Raw genomic sequence first — 15121 nt, 5'->3', positions numbered from 1 at the left:
TTCACGGCGTGCATCGACGCTCATCACGCCCCGCGATGGAGAAGTTCGCGGCGTGCGCGACCGCGCGATCGCGCATCTCCGCCAGCCGCTCCCGCGCTGACACGCTGAATCGGCTGCCGATGTCCGCGGGGTCCCAGGGCAACGCCGGGCAGCTCGCCTTCGTGCCGAGAGTCACGGTCACGGTGTGACCACGGGCGCTGCCGGGGGAAGTCCGTCCTTATCCCGCGCACGGCCGGAGCGGACCCGGAGGTTACACAACGCGCACGGCCCGAGCGGGCACCGAGGTTACGCAAAACGCGCACGGCCCGAGCGGGCACCGAGGTTACGCAAAACGCGCACGGCCGGAGCGGACGCGGAGGTTACGCCTAGCATGAACGATCGTGCGACCGGACCGATCTACTCGAGCGTTCACCCGATACCGCCTGATCGCCCTCGTCTCCGGACTTCTCGGATTCGTGCTGGCGCTGCTCACGCCGCTGCTGCCGGTGGAGCAGGACCGGGCGACGCTGGACTGGCCCCAGCCGGGCGCCGCCGACGTAGAGGCGCCGTTGGTGTCGTACGTCCCGCTGCGGCTGGAAGCCACGCTGCCGTGCTCGACGCTCCAGTCCGGCGCCGCCACGCTGCTGTCGACCATCCCGGCCGCCTCCGGCCAGGCCAACAGCAAGGGCCTGGTGGTCTCGATCGCCGACGGCACGCTCTCGGTGCTGCAACGCGATATCCCGCTGTTGTCCGCGCCGGTGGCCGAGATCGGGTCCTGCGGCGGGATCGAGATCGTCTCGACCGCGGCCGCGACCACCGTCGAATTCACCGGCGTGCGACGCGAAGACGGCACGGCCTTCCGCAACACGATCGACCGCGACATCCGCCCGCAGGTGGTCGGCGTCTTCACCGATCTGACCGCCGACCAGCTCGGCGCCGCGAAACTGCACGCCGACATCGACTCCCGGTTCTCCTCCACACCGAGCGCACTGAAACTGGCCGCGATGATCGCGGCCGCGGTCTGCACGATCATCGCGCTCGTCGCACTGCACCTGCTCGACACCGGCGACGGCAGGCGGGCCCGCCGCTTCCTGCCCGCGCACTGGTGGCGCTTCTCCCCCGCCGACGCCGTGGTGCTCGGCGCGCTGGTCGGCTGGCACGTCATCGGCGCGAACACCTCCGACGACGGCTACATCCTCAATATGGCTCGCGCCTCGGAGCATTCGGGCTACATGGCCAACTACTACCGCTGGTTCGCGGTGCCGGAGGCCCCGTTCGGCTGGTCGTACGAGGTGCTCGCCTGGATGACCAAGATCTCCGACGCCAGCCCGTGGATGCGCCTGCCGACGCTGCTCGCCGGGATCGTGTCGTGGCTGGTGATCAGCCGCGAGGTGCTGCCGCGCCTCGGCGCTCGGGTGCGCCGCGACCGGGTCGCGCTGTGGACGGCGGGACTGGTCTTCCTCGCCTTCTGGCTCCCCTACGACAACGGTCTTCGCCCGGAACCGCTGATCGCGGCGGGCGCGCTGCTCACCTGGTGCTCGATCGAGCGCGCCATCGCCACCGGCAGGCTGCTGCCCGCCGCCGTCGCCGTGCTCATCGCGGCCTTCTCGCTCGCGGCAGGCCCGACCGGCTTGATCTGCGTCGCCGCGCTCATTGCCGGATCGCGGCCGCTGCTGGAGATCATCGTCAAGCGGGCGCGCGGCTCGGCCACGGATTCCTTCGGCACCAAGGTCTTCCGCTACTGCGCGGTGGTGCTTCCGGGTCTCGCGGCCGGAACACTCGTGCTGATCGCGGTTTTCGCCGATCAGACCCTGTCGACGGTCATGGAAGCGACCCGCGTGCGCACCGTCGTCGGGCCGAACGTGGCTTGGTTCGACGAGCGCACTCGCTGGGACTCGCTGCTCATGCTCGCGCCGGACGGCTCGCTGTCCCGGCGCTTCGGCGTGCTGCTCATGCTGCTGTGCCTGCTGGTCTGCGTGCTCCAGGTGCTGCGCAAGGGTCGCATCCCCGGCACCTCGCGCGGTCCTTCGGTGCGCATCCTCGGCATCGTGTTCGCCTCGCTGTTCCTGATGATGTTCACGCCGACCAAGTGGACCCACCACTTCGGCGTGTACGCGGGTCTGGCCGGATCGCTGGCGGCGCTGGCCGCCGTAGCCGTCGGCACCGCGGCGATTCGCTCCGCACGCAACCGTGCGCTGTTCGCGGCCGCCGTGCTGTTCCTGCTCGCGATCACCTTCACCGGCTCCAACGGCTGGTGGTACGTCTCCAGCTACGGCGTCCCGTGGTGGGACAAGGCTCCGCTGGTGGCGGGCAAGGGCATCTCGACGTTGTTCCTCGGCCTGACCGGCGTCGCGCTGCTGCTCGCGCTCTGGTTCCACTACCGCGAGCCGTACCGGCGCGAAAGGACCAGGCCCGCCAACGGTTTCGACCGGCTGGCGTCCGCGCCGCTGACCATCGCCGCCGCGCTGCTCGTGCTCTTCGAGTTCGCCTCGCTCGCCAAGGCCGCGGCGACTCAGTACCCGGCGTACTCGATCGCCAAGTCGAATGTCGAGTCGCTGCGCGGCAATCCGTGCGCGCTGGCCGACGAGGTGCTCGTCGAGACCGACACGGCCGACTCGCTGCTGCTGCCCTACGAGGGCGCGCCCGCCGACGGCCTGAACGCCGAGTCGAAGGGCTTCTCCCCCAACGGCGTCGCGAGCGACCTGACCGCCGACGCGGAGGAGACCACCACGGGCGGCGCGAACACGGTGAACAAGGACGCGAAGAACAAGACCACCAACACCACCGGCGCGGGCACCGGCGGCGGCTCGACCGAGCAGGCGGGCATCAACGGCAGCACCGTGGCGCTGCCGTTCGGCCTCGACCCGGCGCGCACCCCGGTGCTGGGTTCCTACGAGGAGGGCGAGCAGAAGCAGTCGTCGCTGACCTCGCAGTGGTACCGCCTCGACCTCACCGACAGCATGCGCGACGACCCCGCCTACCGTGTCCTCGCCATCACCGCGGCGGGCCGGATCAGGTCGGTCGACGCCGACGGCGTAGTCACCTACGGCCAGGACCTGCGCCTGGAGTACGGCACCCGCGGTACCGACGGCGCGGTGACCACACTGGGCTCGGTGAACCCGCTCGACATCGGCGGGGCGCCGTCCTGGCGCAATCTGCGGGTGCCACTCGATCAGTTGCCCCGCGAGGTGAACGCCGTCCGCTTGGTCGCGGTGGACAACGACATCACCCAGCGGCAGTGGCTCGCCGTCACCCCGCCGCGCCTGCCGCGCCTTGCGACCCTGAATTCGGTTGTCGGGGAATCGGATCCGGTGCTGCTGGACTGGCACGTCGGGCTGGCGTTCCCGTGCCAGCGGCCCTTCGACCACCACAACGGCGTCGCCGAGGCGCCCAAGTGGCGGATCCTGCCCGACCGCGTCGGCTCCGACGCCTCCAACGCCTGGCAGGACGACATCGGCGGCGGCCCGCTCGGCTGGACCGGACTACTGCTGAAGGCCGAGACGGTGCCGACCTATCTCGACCACGATTGGGCACGCGATTGGGGTTCGCTGGAGCAGTTCACGCCGTATGATCCCGAGGCGCGGCCCGCGTCGATCGGCGTCACCACGGTGACCCGCAGCGGGATCGCGAAGGACGACCCGATACGGGTGAAGTAGGGCATATCTCCGCCGTCGTCCCGGCCGCGAATCCGCCGGGACGACGGGGAGTTCGACCCCGAACGGGTCGTCGGTCGCGTACCGACCGGGAGGCCGGACGGTCGGTTTCGAACCGCCGTCCCCCGGCGACCCCGCGTCCCGCGCCCCCCACGAAACCTCCTGACGCACTGTCGGTTTCGATGAGGTGACACCTCCGTAACCGATGATTCGAATACGAGACGCCGCCGCGTTTGGACCGTAATCTTGTGGGTATGACAGCAGCCTTCGATGACATGGATCTCCGCGATCTCGTCGATCTGCTCACCGACGAGGAAAAGCGCGAAATACGCCCTGCGGTGCAGCGGGTACTCGGCCGCCTCCCTTCCCAGGAGGTCCTGCGCCGGGAACTCGGGCGCCGCATGCTCGAGGTCTGAGCCGAACCCCCGACCCCCGAACTCAGCCGCGGCAGGCCGGCGAAAGCCGAAAAGCCGTGTCTACGAGTCTGTCCGAAATCCCTACTACGTCCCCCCGAAAACGCACAGGGCCGTGCGCCGGTGAATTCTCACCTGCGGCACGGCCCTGCTTACGTTCGGGGTCAGAACACCCGCATGTCGCCCGGTGACCACAGACCGGAACGGTTCGCCGTCCCGGTCTCCAGGCGGGCGGGCACGGCGTTCGAGTCGTACTGGTCGTAGCGCTCCAGCGAACCCCAGTCGCGCGCCCAGTCGTCCTTCAGGTAGGTCGGCAGGGTGGTGGACTTGGCCAGCATCTGCGCGAACCCGAGCGGGCCGCCGAATTCCTCGGCCTGCCAGGTGTTGGTGGAGCTGATGGCCAGCGGCCGGTCCGGCAGGATGCGGTACTTCGGCACCTCGGCCACGCCGTTCTCGTGGTAGAACGGCCGCTGGCACGGGAACTGCAGGCCGACCGCCCAGTCCAGCAGGATCGGCTGCTCGGAACCGAGGAAGTCGTTGAGCGAGTTCAGCTTCGGCATCCGCGGCGGGGTGAACGCCAGCCACTGGTCACCGATCAGGATCGGGTCGTTGGCGACGATGCGCACCGCGTCGGCGTCCGGCGCGAGCTCGTCGAGCGGCACCCGCAGGTTGCGCCAGGACGGGAAGGGGCCGATGTCGCGCGGCAGGTAGGTGCCCAGCTTCTGCACGCTGCCGTCGGGCTGGCGGCGGCCGTAGTCCACCGTCAGCGACTGGCCGTACTTCATCGAGCCGGTGTCGTCGAAGGAGAGGATGCGTCCGGCGGCCGAGATCACCACCAGCGGCCGGTCGGCCGAGCGCGCGGGCAGCTCGTACCAGCTCGAGGTCAGGTTGGCGGGCTGCTGCACGCCCTCCTGGTAGCTGCCCATGATCGGCGTGGTCGCCGGGTCGAGACCGAAGGGCAGGGCCACGGTGCTGCCGTTGACGCCGAGCGCGCCCTGACCACCGCCGGTGCCCGCGCTCTCGCCTTCCGCGAAGGCCGCGCCGACCGACTGGGTGGAGGTGTTGCCGGTGCCTGGCTTCACCTCCACGCTGTCAGCGGACAGGTCGTCCGGCACGCCGTTGGGATCGAAGCCCACCGGCTTCGCGCCCGCAAGCGGGTCGCCGTTGGCGGGCGGGTCGGCCGGATCGATGATCGGGTTCAGCCGCCCGCCGTTCGGGTCGGACTCCACGAGCACGTCGCTTGCCAGGCCGCACATGTTGCCGCCGAGCGCGTCGAAGTTGGAGCGGGCCAGCGAGTACGCCGGGTACTGCGAGTAGGCGCCCTTCGCCAGCGACGCGACTTCCAGCAGCACCATCATGGCGGCGACCACGGTCAGCGGGATCGCGGCGAACTTGCGAATCCGCCTGCCGCGCACCGTCTTCGCAGAGGGCTGCGGCTTGGTGTAATCCTCGCGCAGCGCGAACCAGGCGACCAGCGCGAGCGCGAGGCCGAACAGCATGAGCATCAGCGTGTTGGACTGGTAGCCGCTCAGCGAGATCTGCTTGTCGAACCACGGCACACCGAAGCTGGAGACGTACCAGTAGCCGTTGATGCCGGAGAACGCGATCGCCAGCACGAACAGCAGACCTGCGAGGAAGATGGCCCGGTTCTTGCGCGCCCGCAGCGCGCTTGCCGAGACCGCGACGGCGGTGACCGCGGCGAGCGAACCGGCGATGCCCGCGTACGCGCCGAAGTGGTGGGTCCACTTCGTCGGGTTGAACATCATGAAAAAGATCGTGCCGAGCACGATGCCCATCAGCCGCCAGGTCGGGCCGCTCGCGATGCCGGGCACCCGCCTGCGCCGCAGCAGCACCAGCATGGTGGTGAACAGGCACAGCAGCATGACGAGGAAGGCGAAACGGCGCGAGAGCGAGCCGTCCACCGTCTCGACGAACAGGTAGTAGTAGCGCAGGTAGTCCTCGTACCAGGCCAGGTTCGGGCCGGTCGCCTGACGCACCCGGTTCGCTTCCTGGATGCCCGCGAAGGTCTGATCGCTGTAGACCACCGTCAGCACGAGTACGCCCGCCGCCGCGATCGGCGCGAGCAGCGGCAGCGTGCCGTGTTCGCGATGACGACGCACCACGACCCGCACCAGCGGCCGGATACCGGCGAGCAGCGCCGCGACGCACATCAGACCGGTCGGCGCGGCCGCGAGCGTGAAGGCGGCGATCAGCACCGCCGCCGCGGCGGGCAGCAGGCGGCCGGTCGCGATGGCGCGCTCGATGGAGACCCAGGTCAGCAGCGCGCCGAGGGCGACGATCGGCTCCGAGCGCAGGCCGTTGTCGAACGGCAGCCAGAAGGCGAGGAACACCAGGCCGCCGGTCCACAGCGCCACCTTGCTGGTGCGCACGCCGCGCCCGAGGCGGGGCACCACCTCGCGGCTGATCACCATCCAGCAGAGGATGGCGCAGGCCAGCGCGGGCAGGCGCACCCACGGGCTGGCCGTGGAGATCTCGGCGAACACCTGGATGACGTAGTAGTACCAGCCGAACGGCGCCTCCGGCACGCCGTACCAGCGGAAGTAGTTGGCCATGTAGCCCGCCTCCGGGGCCACCCGCACCATGCTCAGGATGTAGCCGTCGTCGGAGGTGTTGGCGCCGACGAAGTGCCACAGCAACAGGGTGCCGATCACCGCGCCGTCGGCCCAGGTCGGCTTCCGCCAGTTGGCGGGCAGGAAGCGGCGATGCCCGCGGCCGTCGCTGCTGTCCAGGCGGGCCAGCGCCGCGAGCGCGATCAGCGTGCACAGCACCGCCGCGATCATCGCGATCATCTTGACGAGCGTCGGGCTGGAGCTGAACCGAGTGTCGACGGTCATGTCGAAGGACAGACCGGCCGGGACAGCGCCCTTCAGATCGGAGAAGACGCCGACCACCTGCGGACGCAGGTCACCCGTCAACTGTCCCTCGACCGGGACCTGGACCGTCTCGACGCCGCGCCCGTCCTCGGTCGGCTGCTCGACCGTCCTGGTCAGTCCCTCGAACGCGGCGTGGGTGCGCGCACGATCGGAGGTGATGACGATCGAGGAGCACTCGCCCATCCGCTCGCGCTCGGCCGACGCGACGACCGCGTTGCGGTCGACGACGTCGACGGACGACTCGGAGACCCGCACGAACATGGCCTCCAGCGCCGCACGGTCGCCCTGCGGCGGCGCGGTCGCCAGCAGCATGCCGCCCTGCGCGGGCAGCGTCGCCACGGCCGAACACGGAATGCTGGCCCGCAGGTCGGTCGGCACCTGCGACATCAGCGGCGCCTGCACGTTGCCGAGCGTGCCGCCCTGCGGCCACTTCAGCACCGCGGTGGTCTGCTCGACGGGCAGGAACGGCGTCGCCAGTGCCAGCAGGGCTCCCAACACTCCGGCTACCAGCGCGATTATTCGCGCCGTCCGATAATCCTTCGGTCGGATCTCGGGTGCGGCGGGAGGCTTCGTCAAGACAGCGGTTGCGGCGTCGGGCACGGTTGGCAATGCTAGCGGGTAAAGGGACGGCACCGGGTCCCGGAAGCATGCTGTGAGTTCGCCGAATTCCGGGCCGGGGTCCTTTCCACCCCGAAAGTCGACCCGACGTGCTGACCCATTACCGGCCGAATGGAAAGGTATGGGTATGACCAAGGTGAATCTCGAGACGAATTTCGGTCCGATCGTCCTGGAGCTGGACGAGGAGAAGGCGCCGAAGACGGTGCAGAACTTCGTGGACTACGTGAACGCCGGCCACTACAACGGCACGATTTTCCACCGCGTGATCCCGAACTTCATGATCCAGGGCGGCGGCTTCGAGCCCAACATGAGCCAGAAGAAGACCAACGCCCCGATCCAGAACGAGGCGAACAACGGCCTGAAGAACAACAAGTACACCGTCGCGATGGCGCGGACCAACGACCCGCACTCGGCCACCGCGCAGTTCTTCATCAACGTCGCCGACAACGACTTCCTGAACCACTCGGCGCCGACCCCGTCCGGCTGGGGCTACACCGTGTTCGGCGCCGTCGTCGACGGCACCGAGGTGGTCGACAAGATCGCGGGGGTGAAGACCGGCTCGGCGGGCATGCACCAGGATGTGCCGCTCGAGGCCGTCACCATCAAGTCCGCGACCGTCGGCTGAACACCTTCCGCAAGGACGCGAATCGGGCCGTCTCCAAGGGAGTACGGCCCGATTCCGGTTCGCGAGGAAATTACAGCGGCAGCAGGTGGTGCTTGCGCGGGTTGCGCTCGAGCTGCTTGTCCTGCAGCAGCTGCAGGGCGCGGCGTAGCTCCAAGCGGGTGGTCGCCGGCTCGATGACGGCGTCGATGTACCCGCGCTCGGCGGCCACCCACGGCGTCGCCACGGTCGCGTTGTAGAAGTCGATCATCTGCTGGCGCATCGCGGCGCGCTGCTCCTCCGGCGCGGCCTCGATCTGGCGCGCCCCGATCAGGCTCACCGCGCTCTCCGCGCCCATCACCGCGATGCGGGCGGTCGGCCAGGCGAGGTTCACGTCGGCGCCGAGCTGCTTGGAGCCCATCACCGCGTAACCGCCGCCGTAGGACTTGCGGATCACCACCGTCACCTTGGGCACGGTCGCCTCGACGAAGGAGAACAGGAAGCGGCCGCCGCGCTTGATGACGCCGATCTTCTCCTGTTCCACGCCGGGCAGGAAGCCGGGCGTGTCCACCACGAAGATCAGCGGGATCTCGAAGGCGTCGCAGAGGCGGACGAAGTGCGCCGCCTTGTCGGAGGCGCGAGCGTCCAGCGCTCCGGCGTACACCATCGGCTGGTTGGCGACCACGCCGACGCTGCGACCGTCCACCCTGGCGAAGCCGGTGATGATGTTGCGTCCCGCGGTCGCGCCGATCTCGTGGAAATCGCCGTCGTCGAAGATGCGCAGCAGGATCTCGTGCATGTCGTAGCCCGCGTTGTCGGAGTCGGGCACGATCGAGTTCAGTTCGCGGTCGGAATCGGTGATTTCCGGCTCCAGGCCGGGGTTCACGATCGGGGCCCGCTCGGTGCAGCTGGTCGGCAGGAAGCTCAGGTAGTCGCGCACCCACTGGAACGCGGCCTGCTCGTCCTTGGCGACGTGATGGATGTTGCCGTACTCGGCCTGGCTCTGCGCGCCGCCGAGTTCCTCCAGGCTGACGTCCTCGCCGGTGACCTCGCGGATCACCTTGGGACCGGTGACGAACATGTACGCCTCTTCGGTCGCCACCACCACGTCGGTGTTGATGGGGGCGTACACCGCACCGCCCGCGCACTTGCCGAGAATCATCGAGATCTGCGGAACGAGGCCGGACAGCGGCTCCTGGCGCCTGCCGAGCTCGGCGTACCAGGCCAGCGAGGTGACCGCCTCCTGAACGCGCGCGCCGCCGGAGTCGTTGATGCCGACGACCGGGCAGCCGACCTTGGCGGCGTACTCCATGATGTAGGCGACCTTGCGGCCGAACATCTCGCCGACCGACCCGCCGTACACGGTCTGGTCGTGGGAGAACACCGCCACGGGTCTACCGTCCACGAGGCCGTGGCCGGTGACGACGCCGTCGCCGTACAGCGCGGCGGGATCACCCGGCTTGCGCACCAGGGCGCCGATTTCCACGAACGTTCCCGGATCGAGCAGCATGTTGATCCGGTCGCGGGCGCTGGGGATGCCTTTCTTGGCCCGTTTCGCGACTCCCGCTTCCCCCGCCGGTTCCTGCGCCAGCTCGAGGCGCTTACGCAGGTCGGCGAGTTTTTCGGCAGTAGTGCTCACTGTGCGCCTTTCGCCTCGATTTCCCCGAGCTTCGCGGTCAGGTCGGCACCGATCCGGCCGATCCGCGGCTCGTCGACGATCTGCAAGTGATCACCGGGGATGTGCACGATCTCGAGGTTTTCGATGTACTCGTCCCAGCCGCCGTTCGGGCGCCGGTCCGCGTAACGGGGCTCCAGCTCGATCGCGCCGTCGTGGTAGCGATCGGCGAGGTAGAGCACGACGTCGCCGTCGTAGCGACTCGGCTGGACCTGCTGCAGTGCCCGCTGTTCGATCCACGACGTGCGCTGGTGCTCGAGCACGCCGCCCGGAATCTTCGCACCGCTCATCTTGATGAGGTCGGTGATCATCTTGTACTGCTCTTCGTCACTGGCTGCGGCCAGCTCTTCGATCTGTCCGCGATCCAGCTCGCCGGGGACGTTGTAGGTCTTCCTGGCGAAGACCTGGAAGCGCTCGATCCGGCGCACCCGCTCGGCGGGGCTGTTGTCCTCGTTCTCGACCGGAATCGCCAGGTCGATCAGGCCGACCAGTCGAACGTCCGCGCCCTCGGCCCGCAGCAGCTGCGCGACCTGCAGCGCCAAGACGGCGCCGAGGGACCAGCCGTACAGCACGTACGGTCCGTTGCCCTGCAGCTTGCGCAGCTCGGGCAGGTACTGGCGGGCGCGCTCCTCGATCGAGCCGTCGACTCGCTCGAAACCGTACATCGGGGTGTCGGCGGGCAGTCGCTTGAGCAGCGGCTCGTACACCAGGGTGTTGCCACCGGCGGGGTGGAACACGAAGACCGGAACGGCGTTCGAACCCTCGGCGCGCGCACGCAGTGGCCGGACGAAGCCGTCCACGTCGGCGCCGCTGTCCTGGAGCTGGCGGACCACGTCGGCCAGCTGTTCGATCGTCTCGCAGTCGAGCACGTCGTCGACGGTGATCTCGGCGCCGACCCGCTCGGTGAGGCGGGCCGCCAGCTTCTCGGCGACCTCCTCCTCCAGGATCGGCAGGGTGTTGAAGATGCCGCCCGCCGACTTGCCGGTGACGACCGCCCAGCTGGCGAAGGTCAGCCGCTCGGCGGCGTCGCGCGGCGGCACATCGTCCTCGGCATCGGAGCTCTGCTGCTGACCGCCGAACATCGCCGCCGCCTCGGCAGGCGCGGCGGCCGGGGTGGACTCGGCAGGCGCGACCGCGGCCGATTCCGCTTCGGCGACAATCTTTTCCGCCTCGGCCTCGATCGTGGTGTTCTCGGCGTCGAGCCCCGGCACCGGTGCGCCAACGGCCTTCGCCGCGGCGGCCGGATCCTCGCCCGCCTCCAGCGCCGAGCGCGCCGCGGCGATGAAGTCGCCGTCGACGGCGATCTCCTCGCCCGCGGCCTGCTTGTCGGCGATGGCCTGCACCTCGTCGCGGTGCTCGATGGCGTAGCGCAGCACCTTGCCGACCTCGTTGAGGTTGGCGTCGCGCACGGCCTGGATCTGCAACTGCGGAATGTCGAATTCGTACTCGACGCGGTTCTTGATGCGCATCGCCATCAGCGAGTCCAGACCCAGCTCCATGAGCGGGATCTCCATCGGCAGGTCCTCGACCGCGTAGCCCATGGACTCGGCGACGATGATGGCGAGCCGCTCCTCGATGGTCTGACTGCCGTTGGGATCCCAGCGGTCGCCGAAGGTCTCCACGACCTCGGGCTCGGTGACGGTGGCGACCGCGGTCTCGGTGACCGGCTGTGCGACAGCGGTTTCCGGCAGCGGGGCGCCGGAGGTGACGACGGCCTCGTAGAGCAGGCGGAAGCCGTTGCCCTCCTTGGCGTGCACCTGCACCGACGCGCCGCCGAGGTGCGGGGACAGCGTGGTGGTCAGCGTTCCGGCGGCAGGCAGCGCGCCGTGGGTGATCGAAGCGCCCACCGCGACATCGCTGAGCACCTGCACCGCGGCGGACTTCACCAGCGCCGGGAGATCCGTGACGACACCCGCCTGGACCTCCCAGACGTGGCGACCGTCCGGCAGCGCGACGTGCGCGCCGGGCACCTTGGTATTGCCGCTGCCGCTGTTGATCTGCGCCTTCGGCCAGTACTCCTTGCGCACGAACACCGTTCGCGGCACGTCGGCGTAGTCACCGGCGGGCAGCAGCGACGGCAGGTCGACGGCGTGACCGTGCACGTAGAGCTGGGCAAGCGCGGAGATCACGCCCGCCGACTCGTCTTCCTTGCGCTTGAGCGTCGGGATGAGCTGCGCGTCGTGCAGTCCTGCGGCGAAGGTCGTGCCCAGAACCTGCATCAGCGCAACGGAATTCGGCGCGAGCTCGAGGAACGTGGTGTGCCCGGAGTCCACCGCGAGCTTCACCGCGTTGGTGAAGTACACGCTGTGGCGCATGTTCCTGACCCAGTAGTCCTCGTCGTGGATCGGGTCGTGGCCGGGACGGTAGAACTGCTCCTTGTTCACCGTCGAGTACAGGCCCGCCTTCATGCGGGTCGGCTCGATGCCCGCGAGTTCCGCGGCCAGCTCGCCCAGCAGGGGGTCCATCTGCGAGGTGTGGCCCGCGCCGCGGGTCTGGAGCACGCGGGCGAACTTGCCCGCCTCCTCGACCTTGGCGACGATCGCCTGCACCTGCTCGGTCGGGCCGCCGATCACCGTGTTGGTCGGCGCGGCGTACACCGCGACCTCCACGTCCGGGTACTCCGGCAGCATGGCCTCGACGTCGGCGGCACTCAGCTCGACGAGCGCCATGTTGCGCACGTCGGCGTCGGTGATCATCGCCTCGCCCTCGCCCATCAGGCGCGAACGGGCGCAGATCACCCGCACCGCGTCCTCGAGCGCGAGACCGCCCGCGATGTAGGCGCCCGCGACCTCACCCATCGAGTGGCCGACGACGGCGGTGGGCTCGGCGCCGTGCGCGCGCAGCAGCGCGGCGAGACCGATCTGGATGGTGAAGATGCCGACCTGCGAGGTGCCGACGTTGTAGTCCTGGGCGTCGTCCAGGATCATCTCGCGAATCGAGTAACCGGCCTCGTCCTGCACCAGCTCGTCGACCTGGTCGACGGTGGCGCGGAAGATCGCGTTCTCCAGGTAGAGCTGCTTGCCCATCTTGCGGTGCTGCGCGCCGAATCCGGCGAGCACCCAGACCGGGCCCTGCGCGGCGGGGGCGTCGGCGGTGAACACGCCGTTGCCCGGCTTGCCAGCGGCGATCGCGCGCAGACCGGCGACGGCCTCCTCGTGCGTCTTGGCGATCACGACACCGCGCGAACGCCAGTGGCTGCGCTTGGCAAGCGAACGGGCCACGTCCGCGAGCGGCACGTCGCGACCCGCGTCGGACTCCAGCCAGTCGGCGAGCACGGCGGCGGCGCGCTTACGCCGCGACGGCAGATAGCCGGACACCGCGAGAATCACCGGCAGCGGCTCTTCGCGCTCGGCCGACCATTCGGCCGACGCTTCGGCTTCCGCTGTCGCGGCTTCCACCTCGGCGGCTTCGGCGACGATCTCGGTGGCCTCGGCGACCACGTCGGTGTTCTCGTCGTCCAGGTTCGCGGCGGGAGCCTCGGCCTGCGCGGCAGCGGGCACGTACTCCTGGAGTACGACATGGGCGTTGGTGCCGCCGAAGCCGAAGCCGGAGATGCCGACGGTGGCGACGCCGCTGTAGCGCGGGAACTCGGTGGGCTCGTCGACGACCTTCAGCCGCGCCTGCTCGAACGGGATGAACGGGCTCGGGCCCGCGTAGTTGATGTTGGGCGGAATGACGTTGTGCTGGAACGCCATCAGCACCTTGGCCAAGCTGGCCGCGCCTGCGCCGGACTCCAGGTGCCCGAAGTTGGTCTTGGCCGAGCCGAGCAGCGCTGGCTTGTCGGCATCGCGACCGCGACCGATCACCCGGCCGAGCGCGTCGGCCTCGATGGGATCGCCGATCGGGGTGCCGGTGCCGTGCGCCTCGATGTAGTCGACGGTGGAGGGCTTGATGCCCGCGTCGCGGTAGGCGGCGCGCAGTACGTCGGCCTGGGCGTCCGGGTTCGGCGCCAGCAGACCGTTGGAACGGCCGTCGTTGTTGACCGCGGAACCCTTGATCACCGCGAGAATCCGGTCGCCGTCCCGCTCCGCGTCGGCCAGACGCTTCAGCACGACCAAGCCGCCGCCCTCGGAGCGGACCATGCCGTCGGCGTCGGAGGAGAAGGCCTTGATGTGGCCGTCTTTCGCGACGCCGCCGCCCATGTCGAAGCCGAGCGTGGCCATCGGCGTCAGGATCATGTTGACGCCGCCGGCCAGCGCCAGGTCGGCATCGCCATCGCGCAGCGCACGCACCGCCTGGTGCACGGCGACGATCGTCGACGAGCAGGCCGTATCGACCGAGACCGATGGACCGCGGAAGTCGAAGAAGTAGGACACCCGGTTGGGGATGATGCTGGAGACGCTGCCCATGATGGCGTAACCCTGGGCCGTCGCGGGCAAGTTGGCGTCGCGCTCACCACCGAGGCCGAGCGCCGCGATCAACTGGAAGTCGTTGGCGGACGAACCGATGAAGACGCCGACCGACTCACCGCGCAACTCGCTCGCCGGAATCCTGGCGTGCTCGAGCGCCTCCCAGGTCAGCTCCATCATCAGTCGCTGCTGCGGATCGACGCGCTCGACTTCGATGGGCGACATCGCGAAGAACTCCGCGTCGAAGCCCTTGACGACATCCTGGTCCAGGTAACCGCCGAGCGTATTGCCCTCGGCGACAGCCTTGGCGACCTCGGGCTCGCTCAGGAACTCCGACCACCGGCCTTCGGGTGCTTCCCGGATGCCGTCACCGCGGTTGATCAGGAACTCCCACGTCGACTCCGGGGTATCCCCCGCACCGGGCAGCCGAGTGGACAGACCCACGATCGCGATGTCGTGCGCCTCGCCCGGCGTGTAACCGGCGGTGTAGAAAGCGTCGTCGGCCGACTCCTCGGGCGCCTCGGGCTCACCGTGCACGATGACCTCGGCCAGCGACGCGATGGTCGGGTGCTTGTAGACGACGGTCGCGTTCAGCACGACGCCGGTGAGCTCTTCGATGTCGCCGCCGAGAGCGAGGGCGTCGCGCGAGGCGAGCCCGAATTCCTCCATCGGCCGATCAACGGTGATCTGCTCGATCGGCTGCCCGGTCGCGTCGGCGACCCAGCGGCGCAACCATTCTCGCAGTTCGGCCACCGAGATGTCCGTGGTGGCAGGCGCGGCCGTGCCTTCCGTGGCGGCGGACGCGATTTCGGTCGTCTGGGTGGGCGTGCCCTCGTTGTCAGCCATCAATTCCTCAAGCTACCTGTCTGCGTAACCGGGCGCGCCGTGAATTGACGCTCGGCGTGGATGAGTATTGTCCGCGCCGAGCGTCGCTGGTCG

The 15121-nt window shown here is 69.3% G+C and carries 7 protein-coding genes; 3 read left to right on the top strand and 4 right to left on the bottom strand.

Annotated features, from left to right (window positions below):
• Position 1: 1 nt before the first annotated feature.
• Complete coding sequence (locus NAM01S_RS35070) at positions 2 to 181, bottom strand: hypothetical protein (protein ID WP_157107778.1); 180 nt, start codon at positions 179 to 181, stop codon at positions 2 to 4.
• A gap of 199 nt (positions 182 to 380) precedes the next feature.
• Here NAM01S_RS35070 and NAM01S_RS17790 point away from each other — a divergent pair, with 199 nt between their 5' ends.
• Together NAM01S_RS17790 and NAM01S_RS35750 are read left to right on the top strand one after the other, a co-directional pair.
• Positions 381 to 3635, top strand: coding sequence for an arabinosyltransferase domain-containing protein (locus NAM01S_RS17790; RefSeq protein ID WP_067786627.1), 3255 nt, complete (start codon positions 381 to 383; stop codon positions 3633 to 3635).
• A gap of 251 nt (positions 3636 to 3886) precedes the next feature.
• Positions 3887 to 4048 carry a hypothetical protein gene (locus NAM01S_RS35750; RefSeq protein ID WP_169810867.1) on the top strand — a complete coding sequence of 54 codons (162 nt, stop codon included), beginning with the start codon at positions 3887 to 3889 and terminating at the stop codon, positions 4046 to 4048.
• A 161-nt stretch (positions 4049 to 4209) separates the two neighbouring features.
• On the opposite strand, the gene NAM01S_RS17785 is transcribed toward NAM01S_RS35750, so the two are convergent.
• Positions 4210 to 7539, bottom strand: a complete 3330-nt coding sequence (locus NAM01S_RS17785; protein ID WP_067786625.1) for an arabinosyltransferase domain-containing protein — start codon at positions 7537 to 7539, stop codon at positions 4210 to 4212.
• A gap of 145 nt (positions 7540 to 7684) precedes the next feature.
• Here NAM01S_RS17785 and NAM01S_RS17780 point away from each other — a divergent pair, with 145 nt between their 5' ends.
• Positions 7685 to 8182 (top strand): peptidylprolyl isomerase, encoded by a 498-nt coding sequence (locus NAM01S_RS17780; RefSeq protein ID WP_067786623.1) that lies wholly within the window; start codon positions 7685 to 7687, stop codon positions 8180 to 8182.
• A 70-nt stretch (positions 8183 to 8252) separates the two neighbouring features.
• Here the strand turns inward: NAM01S_RS17780 and NAM01S_RS17775 are convergent, their stop codons facing one another.
• Positions 8253 to 9797, bottom strand: coding sequence for an acyl-CoA carboxylase subunit beta (locus NAM01S_RS17775; RefSeq protein WP_067786621.1), 1545 nt, complete (start codon positions 9795 to 9797; stop codon positions 8253 to 8255).
• Positions 9794 to 15028, bottom strand: coding sequence for a polyketide synthase Pks13 (pks13, locus tag NAM01S_RS17770; RefSeq protein WP_067786619.1), 5235 nt, complete (start codon positions 15026 to 15028; stop codon positions 9794 to 9796). The genes NAM01S_RS17775 and pks13 overlap by 4 nt, the downstream gene beginning before the upstream one ends.
• Positions 15029 to 15121 lie beyond the last annotated feature (93 nt).

The organism is Nocardia amikacinitolerans NBRC 108937 (genome assembly GCF_001612615.1).
GTDB classification, from domain to species: Bacteria; Actinomycetota; Actinomycetes; order Mycobacteriales; family Mycobacteriaceae; genus Nocardia; species Nocardia amikacinitolerans.
Note: the sequence above shows the minus strand (reverse complement) of the source record. Positions and strands in the feature narration are given on the sequence as shown.

Bases quoted from the DNA above. Each gene is read 5' to 3' on its own strand.
- NAM01S_RS35750 (WP_169810867.1), top strand. From the start codon at position 3,887: ATGACAGCAGCCTTCGATGACATGGATCTCCGCGATCTCGTCGATCTG.
- NAM01S_RS17780 (WP_067786623.1), top strand. From the start codon at position 7,685: ATGACCAAGGTGAATCTCGAGACGAATTTCGGTCCGATCGTCCTGGAG.
- pks13 (WP_067786619.1), bottom strand. From the start codon at position 15,028: ATGGCTGACAACGAGGGCACGCCCACCCAGACGACCGAAATCGCGTCC.